Source organism: Lutibacter flavus (genome assembly GCF_900188355.1).
GTDB classification, from domain to species: domain Bacteria; phylum Bacteroidota; class Bacteroidia; order Flavobacteriales; family Flavobacteriaceae; genus Lutibacter; species Lutibacter flavus.
In genome coordinates, this window is sequence record NZ_FZNX01000004.1 from 58766 (window position 1) to 84821 (window position 26056).

General features: G+C 30.9%; 26 protein-coding genes. 12 read left to right on the forward strand and 14 right to left on the reverse strand.

Going from position 1 to position 26056, the window contains the following annotated elements; translation table 11 throughout:
• Positions 1–23: 23 nt before the first annotated feature.
• Entirely contained in the window at positions 24–521 is a 498-nt protein-coding gene (locus CHB63_RS11445; protein WP_089378619.1) for a methylated-DNA--[protein]-cysteine S-methyltransferase, read from the reverse strand.
• Between the two features lie 144 nt (positions 522–665).
• On the opposite strand from CHB63_RS11445, the gene CHB63_RS11450 reads away from it, so the two are divergent.
• Positions 666–1028 carry a hypothetical protein gene (locus tag CHB63_RS11450; protein WP_089378620.1) on the forward strand — a complete coding sequence of 121 codons (363 nt, stop codon included), beginning with the start codon at positions 666–668 and terminating at the stop codon, positions 1026–1028.
• A 2-nt stretch (positions 1029–1030) separates the two neighbouring features.
• Here the strand turns inward: CHB63_RS11450 and CHB63_RS11455 are convergent, their stop codons facing one another.
• The 3 genes from CHB63_RS11455 to CHB63_RS11465 all read right to left on the reverse strand — a co-directional run bounded on the left by CHB63_RS11455 (position 1031) and on the right by CHB63_RS11465 (position 3285).
• On the reverse strand, positions 1031–1798 hold the full coding sequence (locus CHB63_RS11455) for a TatD family hydrolase (RefSeq protein ID WP_089378621.1): 768 nt from the start codon (positions 1796–1798) through the stop codon (positions 1031–1033).
• Positions 1799–1934: 136 nt separating this feature from the next.
• Entirely contained in the window at positions 1935–2702 is a 768-nt protein-coding gene (locus CHB63_RS11460) for a tetratricopeptide repeat protein (RefSeq protein WP_089378622.1), read from the reverse strand.
• 1 nt (position 2703) lies between these two features.
• Positions 2704–3285 (reverse strand): RNA polymerase sigma factor, encoded by a 582-nt coding sequence (locus CHB63_RS11465; RefSeq protein WP_089378623.1) that lies wholly within the window; start codon positions 3283–3285, stop codon positions 2704–2706.
• Positions 3286–3414: 129 nt separating this feature from the next.
• On the opposite strand from CHB63_RS11465, the gene CHB63_RS11470 reads away from it, so the two are divergent.
• From CHB63_RS11470 to CHB63_RS11500, 7 genes are all read left to right on the forward strand, one after another.
• Positions 3415–4473, forward strand: coding sequence for a hypothetical protein (locus tag CHB63_RS11470; protein WP_089378624.1), 1059 nt, complete (start codon positions 3415–3417; stop codon positions 4471–4473).
• A gap of 157 nt (positions 4474–4630) precedes the next feature.
• Positions 4631–5650, forward strand: coding sequence for a hypothetical protein (locus CHB63_RS11475; protein WP_089378625.1), 1020 nt, complete (start codon positions 4631–4633; stop codon positions 5648–5650).
• A 204-nt stretch (positions 5651–5854) separates the two neighbouring features.
• Positions 5855–6580 carry an energy transducer TonB gene (locus tag CHB63_RS11480; protein ID WP_089378626.1) on the forward strand — a complete coding sequence of 242 codons (726 nt, stop codon included), beginning with the start codon at positions 5855–5857 and terminating at the stop codon, positions 6578–6580.
• 205 nt (positions 6581–6785) lie between these two features.
• Complete coding sequence (locus tag CHB63_RS11485; RefSeq protein ID WP_089378627.1) at positions 6786–7517, forward strand: energy transducer TonB; 732 nt, start codon at positions 6786–6788, stop codon at positions 7515–7517.
• A gap of 112 nt (positions 7518–7629) precedes the next feature.
• Positions 7630–8373 carry a deoxyribose-phosphate aldolase gene (gene deoC / locus CHB63_RS11490; protein WP_089378628.1) on the forward strand — a complete coding sequence of 248 codons (744 nt, stop codon included), beginning with the start codon at positions 7630–7632 and terminating at the stop codon, positions 8371–8373.
• Position 8374: 1 nt separating this feature from the next.
• Positions 8375–8950, forward strand: a complete 576-nt coding sequence (locus CHB63_RS11495; protein WP_089378629.1) for an acyltransferase — start codon at positions 8375–8377, stop codon at positions 8948–8950.
• A 10-nt stretch (positions 8951–8960) separates the two neighbouring features.
• A complete protein-coding gene (locus CHB63_RS11500) occupies positions 8961–11024 on the forward strand; it encodes a gliding motility protein RemB (RefSeq protein WP_089378630.1) in 2064 nt (687 codons plus the stop codon).
• Between the two features lie 66 nt (positions 11025–11090).
• Here CHB63_RS11500 and CHB63_RS11505 read toward each other — a convergent pair whose 3' ends face one another.
• Complete coding sequence (locus CHB63_RS11505) at positions 11091–12359, reverse strand: acetyl-CoA hydrolase/transferase family protein (RefSeq protein ID WP_089378631.1); 1269 nt, start codon at positions 12357–12359, stop codon at positions 11091–11093.
• 163 nt (positions 12360–12522) lie between these two features.
• Here CHB63_RS11505 and map point away from each other — a divergent pair, with 163 nt between their 5' ends.
• The 3 genes from map to CHB63_RS11520 are packed head-to-tail and all read left to right on the forward strand — an operon-like array spanning position 12523 to position 14448.
• Positions 12523–13341, forward strand: coding sequence for a type I methionyl aminopeptidase (gene map, locus CHB63_RS11510; RefSeq protein ID WP_089378632.1), 819 nt, complete (start codon positions 12523–12525; stop codon positions 13339–13341).
• A gap of 1 nt (position 13342) precedes the next feature.
• Positions 13343–13660, forward strand: coding sequence for a cupin domain-containing protein (locus tag CHB63_RS11515; protein WP_089378633.1), 318 nt, complete (start codon positions 13343–13345; stop codon positions 13658–13660).
• A gap of 23 nt (positions 13661–13683) precedes the next feature.
• Positions 13684–14448 (forward strand): class I SAM-dependent methyltransferase, encoded by a 765-nt coding sequence (locus CHB63_RS11520; RefSeq protein WP_089378634.1) that lies wholly within the window; start codon positions 13684–13686, stop codon positions 14446–14448.
• Here the strand turns inward: CHB63_RS11520 and CHB63_RS11525 are convergent.
• Positions 14441–15436 (reverse strand): FAD:protein FMN transferase, encoded by a 996-nt coding sequence (locus CHB63_RS11525; RefSeq protein ID WP_089378635.1) that lies wholly within the window; start codon positions 15434–15436, stop codon positions 14441–14443. The genes CHB63_RS11520 and CHB63_RS11525 overlap by 8 nt on opposite strands.
• A 142-nt stretch (positions 15437–15578) precedes the next feature.
• Between CHB63_RS11525 and CHB63_RS11530 the strand changes: the two genes are divergently transcribed.
• Positions 15579–16418, forward strand: coding sequence for an OmpA/MotB family protein (locus tag CHB63_RS11530; RefSeq protein WP_089378636.1), 840 nt, complete (start codon positions 15579–15581; stop codon positions 16416–16418).
• Positions 16419–16490: 72 nt separating this feature from the next.
• On the opposite strand, the gene CHB63_RS11535 is transcribed toward CHB63_RS11530, so the two are convergent.
• The 8 genes from CHB63_RS11535 to CHB63_RS11570 form a co-directional block, all read right to left on the reverse strand.
• Positions 16491–16868, reverse strand: a complete 378-nt coding sequence (locus CHB63_RS11535) for a Na(+)-translocating NADH-quinone reductase subunit F (protein WP_089378637.1) — start codon at positions 16866–16868, stop codon at positions 16491–16493.
• A gap of 71 nt (positions 16869–16939) precedes the next feature.
• A complete protein-coding gene (locus CHB63_RS11540) occupies positions 16940–19891 on the reverse strand; it encodes a T9SS-dependent choice-of-anchor J family protein (RefSeq protein ID WP_089378638.1) in 2952 nt (983 codons plus the stop codon).
• A 90-nt stretch (positions 19892–19981) separates the two neighbouring features.
• Positions 19982–21292 (reverse strand): NADH:ubiquinone reductase (Na(+)-transporting) subunit F, encoded by a 1311-nt coding sequence (nqrF, locus tag CHB63_RS11545; RefSeq protein WP_089378937.1) that lies wholly within the window; start codon positions 21290–21292, stop codon positions 19982–19984.
• 2 nt (positions 21293–21294) lie between these two features.
• On the reverse strand, positions 21295–22005 hold the full coding sequence (nqrE, locus tag CHB63_RS11550) for an NADH:ubiquinone reductase (Na(+)-transporting) subunit E (protein WP_089378639.1): 711 nt from the start codon (positions 22003–22005) through the stop codon (positions 21295–21297).
• 5 nt (positions 22006–22010) lie between these two features.
• Positions 22011–22658: an NADH:ubiquinone reductase (Na(+)-transporting) subunit D gene (locus CHB63_RS11555; protein WP_089378640.1), complete on the reverse strand. Its 648-nt coding sequence runs from the start codon at positions 22656–22658 to the stop codon at positions 22011–22013.
• Positions 22659–22661: 3 nt separating this feature from the next.
• Positions 22662–23408 (reverse strand): Na(+)-translocating NADH-quinone reductase subunit C, encoded by a 747-nt coding sequence (locus CHB63_RS11560; protein WP_089378641.1) that lies wholly within the window; start codon positions 23406–23408, stop codon positions 22662–22664.
• Positions 23409–23410: 2 nt separating this feature from the next.
• On the reverse strand, positions 23411–24634 hold the full coding sequence (locus CHB63_RS11565; protein ID WP_089378642.1) for an NADH:ubiquinone reductase (Na(+)-transporting) subunit B: 1224 nt from the start codon (positions 24632–24634) through the stop codon (positions 23411–23413).
• Positions 24635–24636: 2 nt separating this feature from the next.
• Entirely contained in the window at positions 24637–25986 is a 1350-nt protein-coding gene (locus tag CHB63_RS11570; RefSeq protein ID WP_089378643.1) for a Na(+)-translocating NADH-quinone reductase subunit A, read from the reverse strand.
• Positions 25987–26056 lie beyond the last annotated feature (70 nt).

The following is a 26056-nucleotide window of genomic DNA, read 5'->3' on the forward strand; positions in this document are numbered from 1 at the left end:
AACGATATTTTAACAAAAATAGTTTAAAATAATGATTGTTGTGTGGATGGATTTTCGTGCTCTAACAGCCATTTTTTTCGCCATATTCCACCAGCATAACCGGTTAAAGAACCATCACTTCCAATAATTCGATGACAAGGAATGATAATCCAAATTGGATTTTTTCCATTAGCAAAAGCAACTGCTCTAATCGCTTTTACATCGCCTAATTTTTTGCTTTGCTCTAAATAAGATCGGGTTTTTCCATAGGGAACTTTTAATAATTCATTCCAAACTTTATTTTGAAATTCGGTTCCTTTTGGGTTTAATTTTAAATTAAAATCAGTTCGTTTCTTATTGAAATATTCCTCTAATTGCAACACACAATCTTTCAAACATTCAGGAATTTCTTGTGAGTTATCAATTTTTTCATCAATAACAGAAACTGAACTAATTCCGTTCTCATTTCCAATAATTTTTGCGGTTCCAATTGGTGTTTTGTAATATGTTATTTGGATTTGTTCCAGCTCGCTAAAGTTCATTTATTAAATTTAAATATACATTTATTTAAAAGAACTTACCAATTGTTAAGAAAAAATGTATTTTTTTATGCAAAAAGATTTATAAAATTTAATTAAACTAACTTTACAGTGTTAATTTAATATTTGATTTTAAATTGCGTAGCTATGAAAAATTTGAAGTTTGGTATTATTATATTTTTTGTTTCAACAATATTTTCTTGTAAAAGTGATGATGAAATTAGCTTATCGCATAAGTTGGTTGGGGAATGGTTGCGAACTGATTTTAGTGATGAGATAGAGTTTAAACTAATTTTTAACGCTGATAATGTTGGGTATAGAACCTTTAAAACGGCCACTAGTGAAACTGAAATAACTTCTTCTGCTATTCATTTTAATTGGAGTACAGATGAGAATATTTTAACCTTTAGTGAATTGGATGAAGCAATTACAACTTCCTTTTCCTTTAATTCAGAAGGAGAACTTATATTAAAGGATTATTCGGATTTACCGTTTATAAGAATAGAATAGTATTAGATTCCAAAAACGTCTTTTGAGTTTTGTGTAGTTATCTCCGCAATTTCTTGTGGACTTAATTTATATATTTCTACTAATTTATCTAAAACTTTGGTAATATAACTACTTTCGTTTCTTTTTCCTCTAAAAGGTGTTGGAGCTAAATAAGGAGCATCTGTTTCTAGTACAATATGTTCCAAAGGAATTTCATTTAAAAACTGATCAATTTTTCCATTTTTAAAAGTAACTACACCACCAATTCCTAATTTCATATTGTAGGAAATAGCCTTTTTGGCTTGTTCTAAAGTTCCCGTAAAGCAATGAAATATTCCAAATAGTTTATCATCTTTTTCTTCTTCTAAAATTTCAAAAATTTCATCAAAAGCATCTCTGCAATGAATTACAATTGGCAGGTTTTTTTCTTTAGCCCAACTTATTTGGGTTTTAAAAGCATATTGCTGTTGTTTTAAAAATGTTTTATCCCAATACAAATCGATTCCAATTTCTCCAACTGCATAAAAACTTCTTTTATCTAACTTTTTTTTCACAAAAGCAAGCTCTTCAGCTACATTTTCTTTTACATGTGTTGGGTGCAAACCCATCATTAAAAATATATTGTTTGGAAAGGAATTTTCCAAATCTAACATAGCATCTAAATAAGTAGAATCAATTGCAGGAATAAAAAAACGTGAAACCCCCGCATCAATTGCACGTTGAATCATTTCATCTCTGTCTTCGCTAAATTGTTCGCTATATAAATGGGTGTGCGTATCTGTAATTATCATTGGGCAAAAATAACTAAAAACAAGTTGGTCTAAAAAGAAAAAAAGCGTCATTCTGAACTGTTTCAGAATCTCACCTTACTTTTTATCAATTATTATGTGAACCTGAAATAAATTTAGGCTGAAAATAGTGTAGTTTTTACAATTTCTTCAATAACTTTTTCGCTTGCTCAAATTCCTCAGTACTTTCAGGGATGGTTTTTAATACTTCTTTACAAGCTTCAAAATTTTCTTGTTTTAGTAAGTTCAATGCTTTGTACCAAGTTGCTTTGTATTTAAAAGCAGAGTCCCCTTCAGAAATTGAATTAAAAATAGTTTCAGCTTGGCTAAATTGATCCATCTCGGTTAAACAAATCCCTTTGTATAATTGTATTTCAACATCGTTCGGTAATTGTTCTTCTAAAATAGTTAATTGTGCAAAAGCAGTTTTATAATTTTTGTTGTTAAAAGCTTCTTCAGCTTTATTAATGGTTTCATTATTATCGCCTCTTACAACTAATTCTAAACTATTATGTTTTGAAAAATCACTATAAACAGGTTTCCCATTTTTAAATATGAAAAAACCAATTAATAAGGCAATACTTGCTGCAATCATTAAATTACGATAACGTTTTAACGAAATTACCTTTGTTTCAGAAGTCTTGGTCTTCGTTATGGTCTTAGTCTCGGTCTGAATTTTATCCTTAATATAAGTTGAACCTAATTCTGTTAATGTATTTCTTAGTTCTTTTTCAGCTTCTTCATTTTCAAATTTTGATGAAAGGGAAGTTTCAAGAGCTTTGTAAATTTCAAATTCTTGTTTAAAATCAGCATCAGAATTCAATCTTTCTTCAAAAGATATTTTTTCTGTTTCGGTGAGTTCATTGTTTAAAAACTTATCAAACTCTAAATATTTTAATTCTTCCATTTTAGTACCCTTTTAGTTGTTGAAATTCATTTGAATTTTTCACAAGCTGGGTTAATTTACCCATACATTGCGATTTCTTCTTACGAGCATAACCATAAGTTACGCCTAAAAACTCAGCAACTTCTTCCATCGACTTTATTTTGAATGTAGCTTTTAATAATTCCTGGCATTTTACACCTAATTCTTTAAACTTTGATTCAAAAAGCTGACTTTGTTGTTCAAAAATTTCAGTTTCTTCAACTTGTTGTTCGTGCTCGTCTTTAATAGATGCTTCATCTTCTAAAATTGTTACCCTATTATTTCCTCTTTTTTTAAGTTCATTTAACCACCTTCTTTTACATAATAAATAAAAGTAGGCATCGAACGGACACGTAAGTATAAATTTTTTCTCTTTTGCTTGGTTGTAAATAGTTACCAATGTTTCTTGAATAATGTCCTGTGCATCGTCTGCATTTCCATTATTTTTTCTAACATAGGCCACTATTTTATGCGAAAACTTCTCATATAGTTTAGAAAGCACCCTGCTGTCATTCTTAAGTAGTGCCTCTATATATATATGATCTGCGTGTGGTTTCTTATTCATTTACAATTGTTAATTGTAGCTAATTTAAAATTTTTTTCACAATAAGGGGTAACAAATTTAAAAGAGGTTTGATATGTAAGTGTAATACAAATTTAAAAACAAAAATATAAACAATAAAATCAGAAACAAATGAAAACACAAACACAAAATTTCACAAACTTAAAAAATAGTAAAGTAGTGAGTAGGATTTTAAAAAATGTATTAGGATTATCAATAGTAGCAATTTTTGCTAGTTGTGTTCCAGATGGAGGAAACGATTTGGAAATTTTAGAACCACAACCAGATGGGATTGCATTAAACAACAGATTTCAAGAAAATAGAATTGATGCAGTACAAGAGTTTACAATTGATGCTGTAACTGGAGGAATGATTACCGGAGCTCAAGGAACAAATGTAACTTTTCAAGCAAATTCTTTTGGAATAAATGGAAGTTTGATTACTGGAAATGTAACTATAGAATTAATTGAAATTTACGATAAAGCTTCAATGTTATTAAAAAACAAATCTACTTTAGGAATGAGAGTTAACGGAGATAAAGAAGCATTAAAATCGGCGGGAGAGTTTTTTATCAATGCAAAACAAGGAGCTAATGAATTAGATTTATTAGAAATGGCCGCTGTTGAAAGTAGACCAGTAGATTTTGCAGATTTAGATGGTGGAATGCAAATTTTTAGAGGTGGTGAAGATAATGATTGTGATGGAATTGATGACGATTGTGATTGGGTAGCAGCTGATGAAGATGGGAATGGAGAACAAGATGATGCGCAAATTAGAGATGCTCAAGGTGCAGATGGTGCATTTGCAACTTATAATTATAATATTGGAACGTTTGGATGGACAAACCTTGATAGATGGTATAATTATGCAGGCGCAACAACTGAAATTTTTATTGATGTTCCAGATGGTTATAATGCAGATAATTGTGCGGTTTACTTATCGTATGATGGAGAGCCAACAGCATTGGCAAGAATGGATGTTTACAATACAAGTTTAGAGATGTTTACAGAACATTATGGATTAATTCCTGTTGGAATTGGAGTTCACATTATAATGGTAACTGAAATTGAAGGGCAATTACATTATGCAATTCAGGGAACAACAATTGTTGATGATCACGTTGAAATAATTTCAAGCTTAAGTCCAATATCTCAACCTGCTTTAGAAAGTTTAATAAATGGATTGCCATAAATAATATTACAGTTAGTGAACAGTTAGAAAATAGGTTAATAACTGGGAAAGACTATCAATTTTGGTAGTCTTTTTTTTTAAAAGGGGGTAACAAAATAGTGTGCCTGTTTATATATAAATGTAAAACTAATTGAAAAACAATAAAATTTAAAATATTATGAAGGCACAAACACAAAAATTCACAAACTTAAAAAACAGTAAAGTTGTGAACAGAATTTTAAAGAATGTATTAGGATTGTCAATAATAGCAATTTTTTCAAGTTGTGTTCCCGATGGTGGAGATATAGAAATTTATGAGCCTCAGCCAAATGGAACTGCTTTAAATAACAGATTTGAAAACAATAGAGCCGATGCGATAGAAGAATTTACTTTAGATGCTGCAACAGGAGGAATAATTACAGGAACTCAAGGAACAAAAGTTGAATTTGCGGCAAATTCGTTTGGGATTAGTGGTTCGCCAGTAACTGGAAACGTAACAGTTCAATTAATTGAAATTTATGATAAGGCTTCCATAGTTTTTAATAATAAATCTACACTTGGAGAAAGAATAAATGGTGATAAAGAAGCTTTAAAATCTGCCGGAGAATTTTTTATAAATGCGAAACAAGGAGCTAATGAACTTGATTTATTAACTGCTGCAAAAGTAACAAGTAGAAATATAGATTTAGCGGATGCAGATTTTGGAATGGGACTTTTTACAGCCGGCGAAGATTTAAATGATACTGAGGATTGGGTTGAAGCTGAAGAAGAAGTAAAAATAAATGAAGCAGATGGAAGTATAGGTATATCGGTTACTTATAGTTTTAATTTAGGAAATTTTGGGTGGTCTAATTTAGATAGATGGTATAGTTTTGCTGGTCCAAAAACACAACTTTTTGTAGATGTTCCAGAGGGATATAATGGAGATAATTGTGCTGTGTATTTATATTACGACAATGAGGATACTGCAATTGCAAGAATGGATACTTGGAATGAAGATGAAGAAATGTTTACAGAACATTACGGATTAATTCCAATTGGATTAGAAGTGCATATAATAATGGTTGCAGAAATTGATGGTCAATTACATTATGCAATGCAAGGAACAACAATGGTTGATAATCATATAGAATTAATATCAAGTTTAATTCCAATTACACAATCGGAATTAGAAGTATTAATTAATAATTTACCTTAAAATTAAAAATTTTAATTAGTTGGTTTATAAATGAAGAAGCTGCCCAATTGGGCAGCTTTTTTTTGGTATGTTTTTTGCTTTAACATAATTTTAACATTTATCCTGATATTATTGATTTCGTCAAATTAATCTTCTCAATTCCACTCAATAGGATTAATTTAATATAGAAATCAGTAAAAAAGGATGAAATAAAACTTATATATTATGAAGAAAAAACATCCAAAAGCAAATTTAGAGAATTACAGTAAATTATTTGCACAATTAGGTTTAGTATTGTCACTATTTGTTGTTTACCTTTTAATTCAAAACAAAACTTTTGACAATCAAATTGCAATCTTATCAGATCAAGATAGGTCATTAATTGATGATACAGTTCCTCTGGTTGAAATTAAACTAGAAGAGCCAAAAAATGAGCATCAGCCCCAAAAAAAGGTGATTTTAGATGTAATTGATCAAGTTATTGATGAGACTGATATTATTGAAAGTATAATAAACCCAATTGATCCAGATGCTCCAGTTGATCTATCTAAAATGGTTGATGTAAAACCAGATGAGATTATTGATCCGAAAGATTATGTGATTAGCTTTGATTTTTTAGAAGAAGCTCCATTATTTCCAGGATGTAAAGGGACTAACGAAGAAAGAAAAGCTTGTTTTTCAAAACAAATTAGTAAGTATATCAGTAGAAAATTTAATTCAGGTTTAGCAGAACAATTAGGATTAAAACCTGGAATTCAAAGAATTCATACCATGTTTAAAATTGATAAAAATGGTAATATTATTGATATTGAAGCAAGAGCACCGCATTTAAAATTAAAGGAAGAAGCAATTAGAGTTATAAATCTTTTACCAAAAATGGAGCCAGGAAAACAACAAGGAAAACCTGTTAAAGTAAGATATTCGATGCCAATTTTATTTAAAGTGGAATAGTAAAAAAAGTCAACTTTTTGGTTGGCTTTTTTTATGCCTAATTAATTGTTTTTCAATGTTATATTTTGTAAATTTAATATGACGAATATCTTGTAAGAAACTTCAGTTTTACAAATTTATATTCTTGCAGTTTCTTACATTATAAATAAGGCTGTTTAAATACAGTTTACAATTATTTTTTTTGTCTCATTTAAATACGGTAGTTATGGAAATTAAAAAAAACCCAGACGCCATTCTTGAAAATTACAGTAAAATTTTAACAGAACTAGGTTTAGTATTAGCACTTTTTATAGTCTATGAATTCATTGAGATGAAATCATACCCTAGGCCTATAGAAGCGTTTTCTGCAATAGTTTTAAATGAAGATGATGATGAAGAATTGATTGAAATTGTGCCTATTGAGGTCGAAGTTCCTCCAGCCCCCAATGTCGCAATTCCTGATAAAATTGTTAAAGTTGAAGATGATATTGAAATACAGGAAACCATTATAGAAAGCACTGAAATTGATGAGTCAGATGCGGTAATCGTTGATATGAATAAGAACATTGTTGCAGTTGAAGAAGAAGAAGAGGTTTTTGAAGATGTTCCATTTGTTATAATTGAAGAAGTTCCAATATTCCCTGGATGCAAAGGAAATAGAGAGGAACTAAGAAATTGTTTTTCAGATCAAATTTCAAAATTTGTTTTAAAAAGGTTTAATTCAGATTTAGCGTCAGATTTAGGCTTACAAGTAGGAAGCATTCAAAAAATATTTGTAATGTTTAAAATTGATAGAGATGGGAAAATTGCAAATATTCAAGCAAGAGCTCCTCATAAAAAATTACAAGATGAAGCTTTAAGAGTTGTAAGTTTGTTACCAGAAATGACACCTGGAAAGCAAAGAGGTCGACCAGTTGGGGTTAAATATGGCTTACCAATAGTTTTTAAAATTCAATAAAATAATTGTTTTTAATAGAAAAATCCCGCTCTTGCGGGATTTTTTATATAATTATGGTTTATAAAAAACTATATTTGTTATATAAAATGAGATAAGAATAATTATTAAAAAAATGGATATCAATCAATATTTAGATTCAACATATTTAAAAACTGCAGAGCAGGCTAATATTTCAGAAAGTGAAACCAAACAAAATGTAATTGATTTGGTGAATGAAGCAATTGAAAATAATTTTAAGTTAGCCATGATTCGGCCTAAATTTGTTGCAATGGCAAGGGATATGGTAAAAGAGGCAAATTCGAATACTTTAATTGGAACTGTTATTGGCTTTCACGAAGGAACGAATGATACTAATTTAAAATTGGCTGAAGCTCAACAAGCAATAAATGATGATGTTGATGAGTTAGATTATGTAGTTAATTATAATGCTTTTAAAGAGGGGAAAATAAACTTAGTAAAAGCTGAAGTTTATAAAGGAACTAAGTTGGCACTTGATAATAATAAAGTTGCAAAATGGATTATTGAAATAGCAGCCTTAACAAATGAGGAAATAGTAGCTTTAACACAGTTAATTAGAGATGTTGTTCTTGAAAATTTTGGAGAAGAAAATGCAGCTGATGTTTTTGTAAAATCATCAACAGGATTTTTTAAAACAGAAGGTGGAAAGCCAAATGGAGCCACTTTTGAAGCGATGGAGTTAATTGTTGAAAATGCAAATCCATTACCGGCAAAAGCAGCAGGTGGAGTGAGAAACTATGAAGATGCAGTTAAAATGGTTGAAATGGGAGTTACACGTATTGGAACTTCTTCAGCAAAAGCTATAATAGAAGGCAAAATCTCTAAAGAAGGATATTAAAATGAGTGAATATTTTGCACATGAAACAGCGGTTATTGATGAAGGTTGTGAAATTGGTGATGGAACAAAAATCTGGCATTTTTGCCATATTATGCCCAATTCAATAATTGGAAAAAACTGTAATTTAGGGCAAAATGTAGTTGTTTCTCCTAATGTAATATTAGGTAACAATGTAAAAGTGCAAAATAATGTGTCAATTTATTCTGGTGTAGTTTGTGAAGACGATGTGTTTTTAGGACCATCTATGGTTTTTACAAATGTTATAAACCCCAGAAGTGCAATTGTAAGACGAGGTGAATATCAAAAAACATTGGTTAAAAAAGGAGCAAGTATTGGGGCAAATGCAACTATTGTTTGTGGTAATAATATTGGGGAGTATGCCTTTATTGGGGCTGGAGCTGTTGTAACCAAAGAGGTAAAGCCTTATGCCTTAGTTGTTGGTAATCCTTCAAAACAAATTGGTTGGATTAGTGAATATGGTCACAGACTTAAATTTGACAAAGATGGTGTTGCTACTTGTTTAGAAAGTAAAGAAAAATATAAATTAAGTAATAATACTGTTGTGAAAATAGGATAATTTAAATACAATGAAAAACCTCTTTTTAAGCCTTCTACTTTTATTGTTTTCAATTTCAATGTTTTCGCAAGCAGAAAAGTATCCCGTTTTTAAAAATTGCGAATCAGAACAAGTTTCAAAAATAGCCTCTTGTTTTAAAAGTGAATTAAAAGATGCAGTATTATCGGAATTTAAGATTCCAAATAATGTTTCTGAAGAAAATTTCAAAGGTGTTATAAAAGTGCTTTTTTTAGTTGATGATTCAGGGAATTTTAAAGTTTTATACGTCAATTCACCATACAAAGAATTAAAGGCTGAAGTTGAGCGTGTTTTTAAAACCTTACCAACAATTACACCTGCAAAATATAACAACCATAATATTGAAATGCAATTTGTATTTCCAATAGCTATTCCTTTAAATAATAACAATCAAATTATAGAGGAGGTTATTGTAGAAGAAGTTGAAAAAGTTGAAATTTTAAAAACAGCAGTTGATATTTCAACGGTAAAAAACCTATTTCCTGAACACAGGAGTTCATTAAATATTCCCTACACACATGCTGAATATAATGGATATGATTCTTATTTGGATCAAGCAGGAAATTCACATACTTCAATGAAACCTTATGTTTATTATGATGTAAATCAATATTTAGATTTGGATAAAAAAAAGAATGAATTGATAAAACCAAAATCCACTTGGTTCGGAAAAAAGTTATTGAATGAACATATGGCAAATGTAAGTGGGAAAGATTATTGGTTTACAATTGATCCAATGGTTGACTTACAAGTTGGAAGAGACAGTAAAGGGGTTAATACATTTAATAATACTAGAGCAATTCAAATTAATGGTGGGCTCGGTAAAAATCTTAATTTTTCAACAAGCTTTTATGAAAGTCAGGGGCGATTTGCAAAATATTATAATGACTATGCAGAATTAATAAAACCAGATGGAGGAAACCCAGCAATAATTCCCGGTAGGGGAATTGCGAAAAGTTTTAAATCGGATGCATACGATTATCCTGTTGCTGAGGCATATTTATCGTATACACCTAGTAGTCATTTTAACTTTCAATTTGGAACGGGTAAAAACTTTATTGGAGATGGGTATCGTTCATTATTTTTATCTGATGTTGCTTCTCCATATCCTTATTTTAAAATAAATACTAATTTTTGGAAAATTAAATATACCAACCTTTGGATGTCTTTACAAGATGTTCGACCTGAGTTAACAGTAGATGGTGCATATAAACAAAAGTTTATGGCAATCCATTATTTAAGTTGGAATGTAACTAAAAAACTAAATATTGGTTTGTTTGAGTCAGTCATTTGGGATGATGCAAATGGAGGTAGTTTTAATGCGAATTATTTAAATCCTTTAATTTTTTATACCGCTGCAGAATTTTCAAGAGGATCTAGAGCTGGTAATTCTTTAATTGGGTTAAGCTTAAAGTATAAGCATAAAAATGTATCTCTATACTCTCAATTATTAATTGATGAATTTAGATTTTCGGAAGTAACAAGTTCAGATGGTTGGTGGGGAAATAAAAATGGTGTTCAAATAGGAGCAAAGATTTACAATGCATTCAATGTTCAAAATTTATATTTACAAGTAGAGTATAATTCTGTTAGACCTTATACCTATTCTCATGATGAATTGAACTATAATTACGGTCATAACAATCAATCATTAGCGCACTTATGGGGTGCAAATTTTAATGAAACCATTGGTATAGTAAGGTATTCCAAAAATAGATGGTATTCAAATGCTAAATTTGTTTTTGGACAAAAAGGATTTGACTTTTATGATGGAAGTGATACTTTTAGTTATGGCGGAAATGTTTATAGAGATAATGATGACAGAGTTTCAGACTTTGGAAATGAAGTTGGACAGGGAAATTATGCCGCTGTATTTATAGCTGATTTACAAGCGGGATACTTGGTGAATCCTGCAACAAATTTAAAATTATTTGGAGGTTTTACTTACCGTAATTTTAATCCTAATGTACCTACGAATACATTTGATAAAACAAATACTACATGGATATCATTTGGTTTAAAAACAGATGTTTTTAATTGGTATTTTGATTTTTAAAATAAAAAAAATGGAGCTTGATAGCTCCATTTCTTAATTCAAGAAAATTATTAATTCAAAATAATATTATTTAAGAGCTTCAAAATATTCTCTTTCAATTTTTTCTTGATGATCGGGATGTGATATTTTTATTAATTCATTAACTCGCTGGTCAATAGATTTTCCATATAAATCTGCTACCCCATATTCGGTAACAATGTATTGCACATGTGCTCTTGTAGTAACAACTCCAGCACCTTTATTCAAAAAAGGAACAATTCTACTAATACCTTTATTTGTAACTGAAGGCAATGCTATAATTGCTTTACCACCTTCACTTAAAGAAGCTCCTCTAATAAAATCCATTTGACCACCAACACCAGAATACATATGCGCACCAATAGAATCTGCACAAACCTGGCCGGTTAAATCTACTTGAATTGCTGAATTTATGGCAACCATTTTTGGATTTTGTCTAATATTAACCACGTTATTGGTATAATCGCAAGATCGCATTTCAATAAAAGGATTGTCATCTACATAATCATAAAGACGTTTGGAACCTCCTAAAAATGTTGTTAAAGCTCTCCCGGCATTTATACCTTTATAGTTGCCGTTTATTACATCTTTTAAAATTAAATCTATCACGCCATCAGAAAACATTTCGGTATGCAATCCTAAATCTTTATGATTTCCTAAACGAGTTAATACTGCATTTGGAATAGAACCAATTCCCATTTGCAAGGTGCTTCTATCATCTATTAAATGAGCGATGTAATCTCCAATTTTACTTTCAATTTTAGTTGGTTCAGTTATATGGAATTCATGAATTGGAGTGCTTTCTTCAACAAATGTATCTAGTTCAGAAATATGAATTAATCCTTCACCATGTACTCTTGGCATTTGATCATTTATATGAGCTATTACATGTTTTGCGTTTTCAATTACTGCTAAAATCGCCTCAACAGAAACGCCTAATGAACAGTATCCATGTTTGTCTGGGGTAGAAACCTGAATTAAGGCAACATCAACCGGTAACACATTTCTTTTAAATAAATTTGGAACTTCACTTAAAAAAACCGGAGTATAAGATCCATTTCCAGCCTTTATTGTATGACGAACATTTTTACCAATAAATAATGAATTTACATGAAAGCTATCTCTATATTTTGGATCGGCATATGGCGTTTCACCTTCTATATGCAAATGGCAAACTTCAACATCTCTCAGTTCTTCATGTCTGGCCGACATGGCATTAATTAGGATTTGTGATGCAGCAGCGGCCGCTTGAATATAAACTCGATCATTTGACTTAATAACTTTTACGGCTTCTTCAGCTGTTACTGCTTTATACATAATGAATAATTAAAAATTATTATGCAAATTTAATAAGGATTTACTAAAAAAAGACTGTTTAATGTCATTTTTATTGCGGTAATATTAATTTTCGTATAATCTTAAGCACGTGCCAATGTTTTCTTTTTTTGATTTATCTTTGCATACATAAAATACTCATTGCATGATAATAATAAAAACACCTGAAGAAATTGAACTAATGCGCGAAAGTGCTTTAATAGTATCTAAAACTTTAGGGCTATTAGCAAAAGAAGTAAAACCAGGAGTAACTACATTATTTTTAGATAAATTGGCAGAAGAATTTATTAGGGATCAAGGTGCAATTCCGGGGTTTTTAGGTCTGTATGATTTTCCAAATACCTTATGCATGAGTCCAAATTCTCAAGTTGTACATGGGATTCCAAATAACAAACCATTGAAAGAGGGAGATATAATTTCAATTGATTGTGGTGCTTTAAAAAATGGATTTTATGGTGACCATGCCTATACTTTTGAAGTTGGTGAAGTTGCTGAGGAAATTAAAAAATTACTGCAGGTTACAAAAGAAAGCTTGTATGTTGGTATTCGAGAATTTAAAGCAGGAAATAGAGTAGGAGATGTTGGTTTTGCAATCCAAAATTATTGTGAAACAAGAGGATATGGAATTGTAAGAGAATTGGTTGGTCATGGCTTAGGAAGAGAAATGCATGAAGATCCGGAAATGCCTAATTATGGACGAAGAGGAAGAGGAAAAAAGTTTGTAGAAGGTATGGTGGTTGCAATTGAACCAATGGTTAATTTAGGTACCCATAAAATAAATCAATTAAGTGATGGTTGGACTATTTTAACTAAAGATGGACTGGCTAGCGCACATTTTGAGCACGATGTAGCAATTGTAAATGGAAAACCAGAATTGCTTTCAACGTTTAAATATGTTTATGATGCTCTTGGAATTGAAAGTAACGAAGAGGATGAATTTAGACAAAATCCATTAGCAATATAAGATGCTTCAAGAAATTAAAAATATTGAACAAAAAGAAATCTTACCTGGATTTAAGGGAAGATTTGTACATACAAATAGTTCTACAATTGCGTTTTGGGAAATAGAAAAAGGTTCTGTTTTACCGGAACATTCTCATATTCATGAACAAACTACTCAAGTAATTGAGGGGGAACTTGAAATGACCATTAATAATAAAATGGTTGTTTTAGAACCGGGTATGATTGTTACAATTCCTTCAAATGTTGTACATAGTGGCAAAGCCTTAACTACATGTAAATTAACTGATACGTTTTGTCCGGTTAGAGAGGATTATAAATAACACCTTACTTTTTAAAATTAATTTTGAATAAGCTTTTTAAATTTTTTCTAAATAACATTCCGCGTCCAATTCTAATTAAAGCTAGTTATTGGATTGCACCATTAGTTTCTTTTTATTTAAAAGGAACAAGATTCACAGATCCTATTGATGGAAAGAGTTTTAGAAAATTTTTACCTTATGGTTATGGGAGTCAGCGGTCAAATGTATTAGCTCCAGGTACACTTTCATTGGAACGCCATAGGCTGATTTGGTTGTATTTAAAAAACGAAACTGATTTTTTTACAGCACCAAAAAAAGTATTGCATATGGCGCCAGAACAGTGTTTTTTAAAACTGTTTAAAAGTCAAAAAAACTTAGATTATGTTACTGCAGATCTGTATTCTCCAATTGCCGATGTAAAAGCAGATATTTGTGATTTACCGTTTGAAGAAAATGCTTTTGATGTTGTTTTTTGCAATCATGTTTTAGAACATATTGTTGATGATACAAAAGCAATGAGTGAATTATTCAGGGTTTTGAAACCTGGAGGAATGGGGATTTTTCAAATTCCACAAGATTTAAGTTTAGACAAAACCTACGAAGACTTTTCTATAACTTCACCTGAAGAACGTGCTAAACATTTTGGACAATATGACCACGTTCGTGTTTATGGAAAAGATTATTTTGAGCGTTTAAGAAAAGTTGGTTTTATTGTAAATGAAGTCGATTACTCAAAAACTATTTCAGAAGAATTAATTACGAAATATTGTTTAGTTAAAGGTGAAATTTTACCAGTTTGTACTAAATAGTTTCCATTTCTAAATTGGCTGTAGAAAATGTTTTCATATTGCCATCTTCATCAACATAAATTAAAAAGGCCTTTAATTCCTGATGGTTTTCTAAAAAATTTATTGTTTTTTCCAATCCCATTGCCATAAAAGCTGTTGCATAACCATCAACATCTGCACAATCAGATTTTGAGATTACAGATGCACTTAACAAGTTGCTTTCTGTTGCATATCCGGTTTTTGTATTAATGGTATGCACATATTTTTTACCATCAGGTGTAGCACGAAATTTCCTGTAATTTCCTGAGGTTGCTATAGATTCGTTTTGCAATTGAATAGTAGTTGCAAATGATCGAGAACCATCAAAATTTGGGTTTTCAATTGCTATTCGCCAATACTCGTTATGGTGATTTTTGCCTCTAGCTCTAATTTCACCACCAATTTCAACCATATAATTTTCAACATTATTACGTTCAAATAGTCTTCCAATTACATCTACAAGGTAACCTTTTGCGATAGCATTAAAATCAAAGTAAATTTCAGGATATAATTTTTTAATCTTAGAATCAAGAATACTCACTTTATTAAATCCAACAAATTTCAATAACTCCTTAATTTTAATAGAATCTAAATTTTCAATTTTTTCACCAGGACCAAAACCCCAGGCATTTACTAAAACTCCTATTGTTGGATCAAAATCTCCATCAGTTTCGTTAAATATTCTTTCAGACTTTATAAAAACTTCTTCAAAAATATCATCAATAATAACAGTAGTATCTCCTTTATTAATCCTGGAAATATCTGAGCTAGGAATGTATGTTGAGGTCGATTTATTTACAGCTTTAATTAAACTATCAATTTTAGAATCAAAATGGACATTTTTGTTGTCTAAATATTTTATTGTAAATGTTGTTCCAATAGCATTTCCTTGAATTGTTTCTAATTCTGGTTCATTGTTTTTACAAGAAATCAGTGTAAAAATTAGCAAAAGGAATAGAAGATTTTTCATTGAATTGTTTAATGTTTTTTAGATAAAAAAGTCTGTTGCAAATATATTAATTTAAAATATCATAAATTCATCTTAAAATAGAATTTATTTGCTTATTTAAGCTACTTTTTTTATAACTTTGATGCACTAAATTAGTTTAATTATGAAAAAAAGTATTTTATTAATATTGACGGTGTCAGTAGTGTTGAGTTCTTGTGTATCAAAAAAGGTATATACAGAATTAGAGGATAATTTCAATTTGAAAAGTCAGGAGCTGGTTGATGCCAAAGCTGATTTAATGAAATGTAAAATAGAAGGTGAAAATAAAGTTTCTACACTTGAACAAAGAGTAGCAGATTTAAAAAAGGATAAGGAAAAAACCTTAGAATATGTTGATAATTTAACTGTATTGTCTAAATCTTCAATGGATAATATTAAGGAAACATTATCTCAAATGGGTAAAAAGGATGAATATATTCAGCATATCCAAAAAGCAATGACTCGTAAAGATTCTATAAATTTAGCGTTAGGATTCCAGTTAAAAAGTGTGTTGAAAGATGGATTTAATGATGAGGATATTCAGGTTGATGTTGAAAAAACAGTTGTTTACATTTCAATTGCTGATAAATTATTATTTAAAAGCGGAAGTGCAACTATTTCTTCTGATGCTAAAAGAGTGTTAGGTAAAGTTGCTGAAGTTATTGCAGCTCAAAAAGATTTAGAAGTTATGGTTGAAGGTTATACAGATAACAAGCCAATTAGTACAGCTGGAATAAAAGATAATTGGGACTTAAGTGTGAAACGTGCAACTTCAGTTATTAGAGTATTGCAAGATGACTTTAGTATTAGACCAGAACGTTTAATTGCAGCTGGTAGAAGCGAATATAAGCCTCTTGAGAGCAATGAAACAGTTGAAGGTAGATCTAGAAATAGAAGAACACGTATTGTTTTAATGCCAAAACTAGAACAGTTTTTTGAGTTACTTGAAAACAAAGTTGAATAGATTTTAAGATTTAATTATAAAAAAATCACGCAATTGCGTGGTTTTTTGTTTTATAAATAATATGATGTTTTTCTAGTTTAGTGCTATTTCTAAAAATTGCAAACCTTCATATTGTAACAGATATGCTTCATTTAAAAAAGGAGGTAGAAGATTATTATTTTTATCAGCCAATCCTACTCCGGCAAAAATAACTTTAGCGTCATTTTTTTGAGCGTGCAGTTTAAAAGTTTCCATCCAAATTACATCATATTCTATTGCTAAGTCTGAAACTTGTGCTGCCTTTACAATTACAAAATAGCGTTGATTTTTCTTATCTACACAAACAAATTGAGGGGTTTTTCTTAGTTGACTATTGATTGCAATAAACTCAAATCCTTTAGACTCTAAATCCTTTCCAACAATATTCATTGCTAAATTGTGTAATTCTTGGTTTGAAAGTGGTCTACTCATTCTGTTATTGGGTATAAAAAAATCCGATACAAAGATATCGGATTTTTTAAAATTTATGAATGCTTAAAAATTTAGTTTATAATTAATTTTTTTACGGATTTTTTAGAATCACTTTCTATAGATAATAAATAAATTCCTTTAGAAAGTTTTAGATTAATTGAAGCATTAAAAAATAGTGAATTATTGCTAAGTATTTTATCATATACTTTTCTTCCTAAGAAATCAAAAAGTTTAATTGAAACATCTTCACTAGTGCTAACCTCTATGTTTATTTTGTTTTCTGTAGGATTTGGATATATGCTAAACGATTTAAATTCGGATTTATAAACACTTAATGCACTTGCTTTACCAAAGCTATAGGTTCCATTAATTCCTGTTGAAAAATTAGCAGAAAGTGAAATGTTCGAGCCTAAATTACCTAATGTTGGTGCAACTGATTCTTTTGTTCCCCCATTATTTTTAATTACAGTTATATCACCTCTAACGTTACCTGTAGCAGCTTCCCAGGCGCTTATTTCTTGTTCAGTAAAGTAAAAAATCAATGTTGCGTTACCATCGGAATGAATTGTAGTAGGAGAAATTGAGAATTGTTTTGCCATTACATAATTACTAATTCCTGGGGTTGTTTCTTGTAAAGCTGGAGTTGCAACGCTAAAAGCTCTGGAAACATTTGTACTTACACAATCATAATCTTTTCCATTTACATTGGTTATGTCAACTAGTAAATTGTCATTGGCATCATTTTTAGTCAAAATAGTTCCTGATTTATTTAATTGATTTTCATCAGGAGTGTTTATATCTGTTTGTGCAACTAATTGAATATCTGTTGCTATAGAAACATCATCCAGCATTAAAGCAAACGCATCTGCTGAGGTAACATGGAAGGCAATATAAATTTGTTGACCATCAAATGCTGACAAATCATAGGTGTATTCTGTCCAAGTTGTTGGTATTTCCTGATAGCTATTTGGACCTGGAGTTGGAGAAACAGGATTTATAGTTGTAAAACTGCCTACCGAAGTATCAGAATTTGAAACTTTTATGGTTAAACGTTCCAATCCATAAGTATCCGTAATTGATTTAGCCCAAAATTTGAGTTCACTTACTGTACCATTTAAATTTATTTGAGGAGTGAAAATATAATCATTATTTACTGCAGTTCCACTAGGATTAGATGTAGCATCAAAACAATAATACCCTTTTTGTCCGCCATGTGGATCCCAATTAGGAGACGTTGATGGTGATGTTTGACTTGGATTATAAACAATAAAAGTTCCTTTAGAGTTTTGATTTGGGTACGTAGTATTATCAACACTATAGGTAAAATTACCATCTAAATCATTCATTGTCCAACCACCAATTGGGTCAATTTTAAAGTCTTCGTAACTTTCAAAATCGTCAGTAAAAATAGTAGTTATTCCATTGTAACGAGTATCATCATCAGCTACGTTTAGAGTAAACGTGGTATTACTTGTTGTTGTAATGAGGGCATCTCCTGTGGTAGAAATAGACATTCCAATAGTTATACTTTCATCTACTTCTGTAAAGCTATCTGCGTAAATTCTAACTATAAAATTTTTATCTATAGTTTCACCTAAATTAAATTGAACGCTTGGTATTATAATATCGAAATCATCACCTTCGGTTAATGTAGTACTATTAATTGTAAAAGTTATTGTGGCGTTCTGAGAGGGTGGAGCGCTTATTCTTACAGGAATTTCATAATCTACATAACTGCAATTTGTGCCTTCGTTAATTGATAAATTAGAATTAATAAATCGAATTGCTGGAATGGCAGTGTCACAGCCAATAGAACTATCTAATTCCTTTCTACGAGGAGAATTTTGCATAACAGTAACCATCCTGTCTTTTTGGTCTTGTGTAAAGGTATCCATACAAGCATCAGGTGTGTAATCCATATAATTTTGCACCATGTCAAAAACTAAATCAGGACAAGAATCATTAGTTAAATTACAACTATAATTTGCATCTTCTGCATTAGGAGTGTCACTACAATAATCATCTACTAAACATCCATCATCTGTATCATTCGCTTTATCTCCCCAAATATGTCTTAAACCTAGCCAATGTCCAATCTCGTGGGTTGTTGTTCTTCCTAAATTATAGGTACCATTTAAAGTAAACGAGGTGTCATTTTCATCTTCGGTTCCTAGTGCATTGAAATTAATTACAACTCCGTCTGTATTAGCTATTCCAGAATTTGTACTTAGGTCTGACAATGTTGAACTACCTGGAAACTGAGCAAATCCTAATAAATCGCTTAATCCACCATCATCTAAACTCAACCCTCCAAATCTCATAGTCCAAATATTTAAATATTTAGTTGGATCCCAAATTGTGTTTGTTTTTAAATCGGCTACAGTTTCAAAGGTTTCCCAATCAGCACCTCCAGCACCATTGGGTTCATCGTTGGTATAAGGAGTTATGTTGTGTCTTACAATACCAGTTGTTATATCACCGTTTGCATCTTGTTTTGCTAAACAGAAATTAATTTCTATATCTTGAGCCAATCCGGTAGTGTTTGCACCACCATTGGTATTTGTAAGCCTTCTAAAGTCTTCGTTTAAAACTTTAATTTGAGAGATTATTTGAGCATCTGAAATATTTTCGCCATTAATGTTTCCAGGAGTGTTAATTGGATCGCCATCATGGATTACGTGAACAACAACTGGGATATTAAATTCTATTGTAGTTTTTTGTAGTTTTCCAGAATTTTTAGATTTTTTAAAATCTTCTATTTTAGGACCAAGCCACTTTTCAAATTGAGAATTACTTAATCTATTTGGATATTTTTTTTGTAGAAAATATTCATTTTCTACAGTTGCACATCTAATAACACCTGTTTTTTCTAATGAAATTTTATTCTCTGGAGATATTTTAAATGAAGAAGATTTTTGATGTTGAGTGGAGGCACTACTATTTTTTTTTGTTTGAGAGTGAACAAATGAGAAATTAATTAATAACGCTATTAAAATAAGGTAATGTTTTATAAATAAGGTCATAGCATTTTAATTGTAATTATTTATTACAATTGTAAATTTAAAAAAAAAAGCCAACATACATATGTTGACTTTTTTTTAAATAATTTAATGTTATCCTCCAAAATCATCAAATCGAATATTTTCATCTGCAAGACCAAAGTCTTCACCCATTTTTTGAACAGCTTTGTTCATTAAAGGAGGTCCACAGAAATACAATTCCAGATCTTCTGGCGACTCATGTTTAGATAAATACTCATCTATAACAGATTGATGTACAAACCCCGTAAAACCATCTCCTTCTAAATCGTTTGCATCTTTTTTATTCACCCAATTATCTTCTGGTGCAGGTTCTGATAATACTAAGTAAAATTTAAAGTTAGGGAACTCTTTTTCCAATTCGTAAAAATGATCTAAATAGAACAATTCACGTTTAGAACGTCCACCATACCAATAAGTTACTTTTCTACCAGTTTTTAAGGTTTTGAATAGGTGATATAAGTGAGAACGCATTGGTGCCATACCAGCTCCACCACCAACATATAACATTTCAGCATCAGATTCGTTGATGAAGAATTCACCATAAGGACCAGAAATTGTTACTTTATCTCCTTTTTTACGAGAGAAAATATATGAAGATGCGATTCCTGGGTTTACAGTCATCCATCCGTTTTTAGCTCTATCCCAAGGTGGCGTAGCAATACGAACATTCAACATAATTTCTCTTCCTTCAGCAGGATAAGAAGCCATAGAATACGCACGCTCAACCAATTCAGTATTTTTCATTTTTAAATCCCAAAGACCAAATTTGTCCCATTCAACTTGAAATTTATCTGGAGTTTCGTGTTCTTCAGGATGTGCTGTAATATCTATATCCTTAAAGTCAACTTCACATTCAGGAATTTCAATTTGAATGTATCCACCCGCTTTGTAACCCATATCTTCTGGAATTTCAACAACAAATTCCTTAATAAACGATGCAACATTATAATTTCTTACAACTGTTGCTTCCCATTTTTTGATACCGAATACTTCTTCAGGAATGGTAATATCCATATCCTGTTTTACCTTTACCTGGCAAGCTAAACGCGCACCATGTTGTAATTCTTTACGTGTAAAGTGAGGTGTTTCAGTAGGTAAAGCTTCACCTCCACCAGAAAGCACATGACATTCACATTGAATACAAGTTCCACCACCACCACAAGCAGACGGCAAAAATATTTTTTGAGCACTTAAAGTTGTTAATAAAGTACTTCCCGAAGCTACTTCAATTTCTTTTTCACCATTAATTCTGATTTTTACTGGACCAGAAGGTGATAATTTTTGTTTTACAAATAATAATAGTGCAACCAATAATAGTGTTATAACTAAAAATGCTACTACTGTTGCTACAATTGTACCTAAAGTATTTGCTGCTAATATGATCATTATTTTATAATTTCTTTTTCGTTATTAGCTAAATCATTAGCCTCTTTGGTAACCTCAACTTGAACAGTTTGTTCAGGAGCTTCTTCCTCATCTCCTCCAGTAAGCATTCCTCCAAAACTCATAAATCCAATTGCCATTAAACCTGTAATAATAAACGTAATTCCCAAACCTCTTAAAGGGGCAGGTACATTTGAGTATCTAATTTTTTCACGAATGGCTGCAATAGCTAAAATTGCTAAAAACCAACCAATACCTGAGCTAACTCCATAATTAAAAGCCAATCCTAAAGATTGAATTTCACGAGACTGCATAAATAATGACCCTCCTAAAATTGCACAGTTTACGGCGATTAATGGTAAAAAGATACCTAATGAATTGTATAAAGCCGGTGAAAATTTCTCTACAATAATTTCTACTAACTGAACCATTGTTGCAATGGTTGCAATAAACATAATAAATGATAAGAAACTTAAATCGTATGCGGCATATTCTTCGCCTAACCAACTAAGTGCACCTTCTTGCAAAATGTACTGATCTAACAACCAGTTTAGAGGAACTGTAATAGCCATTACAAATATTACTGCGGCTCCTAAACCTACTGCTGTAGTTACTTTTTTAGATACTGCTAGGTAAGAGCACATTCCTAAGAATGTTGCAAACACCATGTTATCAATAAATATCGCTTTAAAAAATAATTCTAAATGTTCCATATTATCTAGTTATCTTCAATTAATGCTTCGTTTCTCGAGCGTTGTACCCATATAATAATTCCTACAGTAATTAATGCCATTGGCGCTAATAACATAAAACCGTTGTTTTCGTAGCCATAAGCATAAACTCCTGTTTTTTCAATAGGATCACCTAACACTTTAATTCCTAATAAAGTTCCAGATCCTAATAATTCTCTAAAAAAACCTACAATAACTAATATTACAGCATATCCTAAAGCATTTCCAATTCCGTCTAAGAAAGACTTCCAAGGTCCATTTGCCAGAGCAAAAGCTTCAAAACGTCCCATAATAATACAGTTGGTAATAATTAACCCTACAAATACGGATAATGTTTTACTTAATTCATAAGCAAAAGCTTTTAATACTAAATCAACTATAATTACTAAAGTGGCAACAACAATAAGTTGCACAATAATTCTAATTTTTGAAGGAATAATATTTCTCATTAAAGAAATTACTACGTTTCCTAAACCCATTACAAATAATACTGCAACAGACATTACAATTGATGCTTTAAGCTCAGCTGTAATTGCCAATGCAGAACAAATACCTAATACCTGAATAGTAATTGGGTTATTATCTGCTAAAGGATCTGTTATTAATTTTAAATCTTTTTTTGATAAAAGTCCCATAAATTATTGGTTTAATGTTTTTAAATAAGGTAAATACATTCTTAAATCTTTTTTAAGCATTGCAGCTAAACCATCACCTGTAATTGTAGAACCAGAAATTGCATCAACTGCAAAATCTGTTTTTCTTATGTTTTTAGGATCTGCATTACTTTTAGAGACAGCAACACCTTTAAATGTATCACCATCCATAATATGCTCACCTATAAAATCATCCATAAAAAAACGTTCTTTTATGTTAGACCCTAATCCTGGTGTTTCACCGGCGTGATCAAAATATACTCCTTGAATTACTAATTGATTATCTAAAGCAATATAACCCCAAATGGCGTCCCATAAACCTTTTCCTCTTACTGGAACAATGTATGATTCTTTACCATCTTTATTTCCAACAAATAATGGCAATCTTCTTTGGTAGTTGTTGTTTTTTGCTAATGCAGATTCTTTTTTTAAATCTATTAAATAAGCTTCGTCATTTTCAACAGCATTAGCTCCAGTAATTACTAATTGTTTGGTTATATATTTGTTAAACTCTTCTCCAACAATATTTTTAGATACAAACTCAACACTACTTTCGTCGTTTTCGTTAATACCCATTGCATATAAAATATTTTGTTGTTTTTCAATTCTTTTGTTTTCAGCTATTTTATCTTTTAACGACGATGCTAAAAACGCTAATAATGCACCAACAACAAGAACCATTCCTGTTGCGAACAAAACTGTATAAACGTTACTTTCAGTATTCTTTGCCATTGTTATGCTGTTTTTGCTTTTAAACGTTTCAACCTTCTTTTAACGTTACCTTGAACCACATAATGGTCAATAGTAGGTGAAAATACATTCATTAATAGAATTGCTAACATTACACCTTCTGGGTAAGCCGGATTAAATACACGAATCATAACTGAAATAAATCCAATTAAGAATCCGTAAATCCATTTTCCTTTATTTGTTTGTGAAGCTGTTACAGGATCGGTTGCCATAAATACAATACCAAAAGCCAAACCACCAATTAATAAGTGATGCCAAAATTCAGTACTCATTAAAATGTAAAATTTACTTCCTTCATTTATCCAACCAGCATTTACAACACCATTAAAAATTAGTCCCATAACTAAGGCACCAATTACAGATGATACTATAATTCTCCAGCTTGCAACTTTGGTATAGATTAAGTATAAACCACCAAGTAATATTAATAAGGTAGATGTTTCACCAACAGAACCCGGTATAAAACCTAAGAACATATCTGAAACAGAATAAGCAAAATCTTGTCCTTGTGCTAAAGCACCTAAAATAGTTTCACCAGAAATGGCATCTAATTCGGCTCCAGCCATTATTTCATTAGCTCTTTCCTTTGCGCCAGCTACCCATACTTTATCTCCACTCATCCAAGTTGGATACGCAAAGAATAAAAATGCTCTAATTGTTAAAGCGGGGTTCAAAATATTCATTCCAGTACCTCCAAAAATTTCTTTACCAATTACAACACCAAAAATAATGGCAACTGTAAGCATCCATAAAGGAGTATCAATAGGAATAATAAGTGGAACTAACATACCAGTTACAAAATAACCTTCTTCTACTTCGTGTTTATTAATGGTTGCAAAAAATATTTCGATACCTAAACCAACAACATAAGAAACTACTAATAGTGGTAATAATTTAATTGCTCCAATAGATAAGTTGTCTAAATTCCAAAATTCAGGGCTAAAAAAGCCCATCCCTTCCGGAAAACCATTTATTGCTGCGTTATGCTGAAAACCAACATTAAACATTCCAAAAATGAATAATGGAATTAAAGGCAATACAACATTCATCATTGTACGCTTTAAATCATCAGCTCCTCTTAAGTGACCACCTGAATGGGTAGTTTCATTTGGAGAATAAAAAAGTGTATGTACAGCACCAAACATAGTTTGCCAGTTTGTACCTTCAACCTTTCCTTTTATATTATGTAATTTTTCTTTTAATCCCATAATTATCCTATTTCTTTTAACATTAAGTCTAAACCTTTTCTAATAATTTCCTGATGTGGTTGTTTAGAAACACAAACAAATTCAGTTAAGGCAAAATCTTCAGGAGCCACTTCATACATCCCTAAAGCTTCCATTTCGTCTAGATCCTGATACATACAAGCTTTTAAAATGTGCATTGGATAAATATCTAAAGGAAATACTTTTTCATAATTACCAGTTACAACAAAAGCTCTGTGCTCTCCATTGGTATTGGTGTTTAAATCGTATTTTTTATTAGGAAATAACCAAGAAAAAGTAATTGCTCTAGAAATTGATAATTTATTAAAAACCGGCATTGTCCAACCAAAGAACTCATAATCATCCCCTTCAGGAATTACGGTTAGAATATTGTTATAATAGCCTAAGTTTTCTTTTATTTTTTTAGTAGTTCCTGTTAACACATCACCACTAATAATTCTATTGTTATCACCTTTAAGTTTACCATCAACAATTGAAGCGATTGAAGCTCCAATTTTAGTTTTGTAATATTTTGGTGCTTCAACTCTAGATCCTGCTAAAGCAATAATTCGCTCTGCATTAAACTTACCAGTTAAAAATAATTCACCAATAATTACTAAATCTTGTGGCGTTACTGTCCAAACTGTTTCACCTTTATTAACAGGATCAATTTTAGCAATTTGAGTACCAACATTTCCAGAAGGATGTGGACCAGAAACTTTATGTAAAGTAATATTGTTTAAACCTGATAAAGGAGAATTTGAGCTTTTACCAACTGAAACATGAACACTACCAGATGTTAATTTACTTAAAGCAGTAACTGCAGCTTGCAACTCTTTTTCTTTACCAGCCAATACATAATCGTAATCGGCAGCTAAAGGAGCACTTGCATACGCAGAAACAAAAATTGCTTTAGGTGTATTTGCAGGGTTTGCAACCACATCATAAGGTCTTTGTTTAATAAATGACCAACAACCAGATGCCAACAAATGATTTTTAATTTCATCTGCTTGCATTCCTTTTGGATCTTTTACTCCAAAATCTACAAATTGTTGCTCATTATCAGCTTGAATTTTTACAGCTAAAATTTTTCTCTTTTCACCACGAATAATATCAACCAACTCACCACTAACTGGCGATGGAAATTTCATTTCTTCATTAGCTTTATTGTAAAAAACGGCTTCACCAGCTTTTACTTTTTCGCCAACTTTTTTTGATAATTTTGGGATAATACTGTGGAAATCTTCAGGTTTTAGTGTGTACACACTGCTAGAATTAGCTTTTTCGGTAACTTTTTCAGCTGCACCTTTTAGCTTAATGTCTAAACCTTTTTTAATTCGGATGTCCTGTGACATATTTTAAGTTTGTTTAATAGTCTTTAAAAACGGTGCAAAAATAAGAATTTATAATGTACTATTAACCATA

What these genes read in the sequence shown, in the direction of transcription:
- CHB63_RS11445 (WP_089378619.1), bottom strand. Translation starts at nt 521, where the DNA reads ATGAACTTTAGCGAGCTGGAACAAATCCAAATAACATATTACAAAACA.
- CHB63_RS11450 (WP_089378620.1), top strand. Translation starts at nt 666, where the DNA reads ATGAAAAATTTGAAGTTTGGTATTATTATATTTTTTGTTTCAACAATA.
- CHB63_RS11455 (WP_089378621.1), bottom strand. Translation starts at nt 1,798, where the DNA reads ATGATAATTACAGATACGCACACCCATTTATATAGCGAACAATTTAGC.
- CHB63_RS11460 (WP_089378622.1), bottom strand. Translation starts at nt 2,702, where the DNA reads ATGGAAGAATTAAAATATTTAGAGTTTGATAAGTTTTTAAACAATGAA.
- CHB63_RS11465 (WP_089378623.1), bottom strand. Translation starts at nt 3,285, where the DNA reads ATGAATAAGAAACCACACGCAGATCATATATATATAGAGGCACTACTT.
- CHB63_RS11470 (WP_089378624.1), top strand. Translation starts at nt 3,415, where the DNA reads ATGAAAACACAAACACAAAATTTCACAAACTTAAAAAATAGTAAAGTA.
- CHB63_RS11475 (WP_089378625.1), top strand. Translation starts at nt 4,631, where the DNA reads ATGAAGGCACAAACACAAAAATTCACAAACTTAAAAAACAGTAAAGTT.
- CHB63_RS11480 (WP_089378626.1), top strand. Translation starts at nt 5,855, where the DNA reads ATGAAGAAAAAACATCCAAAAGCAAATTTAGAGAATTACAGTAAATTA.
- CHB63_RS11485 (WP_089378627.1), top strand. Translation starts at nt 6,786, where the DNA reads ATGGAAATTAAAAAAAACCCAGACGCCATTCTTGAAAATTACAGTAAA.
- deoC (WP_089378628.1), top strand. Translation starts at nt 7,630, where the DNA reads ATGGATATCAATCAATATTTAGATTCAACATATTTAAAAACTGCAGAG.
- CHB63_RS11495 (WP_089378629.1), top strand. Translation starts at nt 8,375, where the DNA reads ATGAGTGAATATTTTGCACATGAAACAGCGGTTATTGATGAAGGTTGT.
- CHB63_RS11500 (WP_089378630.1), top strand. Translation starts at nt 8,961, where the DNA reads ATGAAAAACCTCTTTTTAAGCCTTCTACTTTTATTGTTTTCAATTTCA.
- CHB63_RS11505 (WP_089378631.1), bottom strand. Translation starts at nt 12,359, where the DNA reads ATGTATAAAGCAGTAACAGCTGAAGAAGCCGTAAAAGTTATTAAGTCA.
- map (WP_089378632.1), top strand. Translation starts at nt 12,523, where the DNA reads ATGATAATAATAAAAACACCTGAAGAAATTGAACTAATGCGCGAAAGT.
- CHB63_RS11515 (WP_089378633.1), top strand. Translation starts at nt 13,343, where the DNA reads ATGCTTCAAGAAATTAAAAATATTGAACAAAAAGAAATCTTACCTGGA.
- CHB63_RS11525 (WP_089378635.1), bottom strand. Translation starts at nt 15,436, where the DNA reads ATGAAAAATCTTCTATTCCTTTTGCTAATTTTTACACTGATTTCTTGT.
- CHB63_RS11530 (WP_089378636.1), top strand. Translation starts at nt 15,579, where the DNA reads ATGAAAAAAAGTATTTTATTAATATTGACGGTGTCAGTAGTGTTGAGT.
- CHB63_RS11535 (WP_089378637.1), bottom strand. Translation starts at nt 16,868, where the DNA reads ATGAGTAGACCACTTTCAAACCAAGAATTACACAATTTAGCAATGAAT.
- CHB63_RS11540 (WP_089378638.1), bottom strand. Translation starts at nt 19,891, where the DNA reads ATGACCTTATTTATAAAACATTACCTTATTTTAATAGCGTTATTAATT.
- nqrE (WP_089378639.1), bottom strand. Translation starts at nt 22,005, where the DNA reads ATGGAACATTTAGAATTATTTTTTAAAGCGATATTTATTGATAACATG.
- CHB63_RS11555 (WP_089378640.1), bottom strand. Translation starts at nt 22,658, where the DNA reads ATGGGACTTTTATCAAAAAAAGATTTAAAATTAATAACAGATCCTTTA.
- CHB63_RS11560 (WP_089378641.1), bottom strand. Translation starts at nt 23,408, where the DNA reads ATGGCAAAGAATACTGAAAGTAACGTTTATACAGTTTTGTTCGCAACA.
- CHB63_RS11565 (WP_089378642.1), bottom strand. Translation starts at nt 24,634, where the DNA reads ATGGGATTAAAAGAAAAATTACATAATATAAAAGGAAAGGTTGAAGGT.
- CHB63_RS11570 (WP_089378643.1), bottom strand. Translation starts at nt 25,986, where the DNA reads ATGTCACAGGACATCCGAATTAAAAAAGGTTTAGACATTAAGCTAAAA.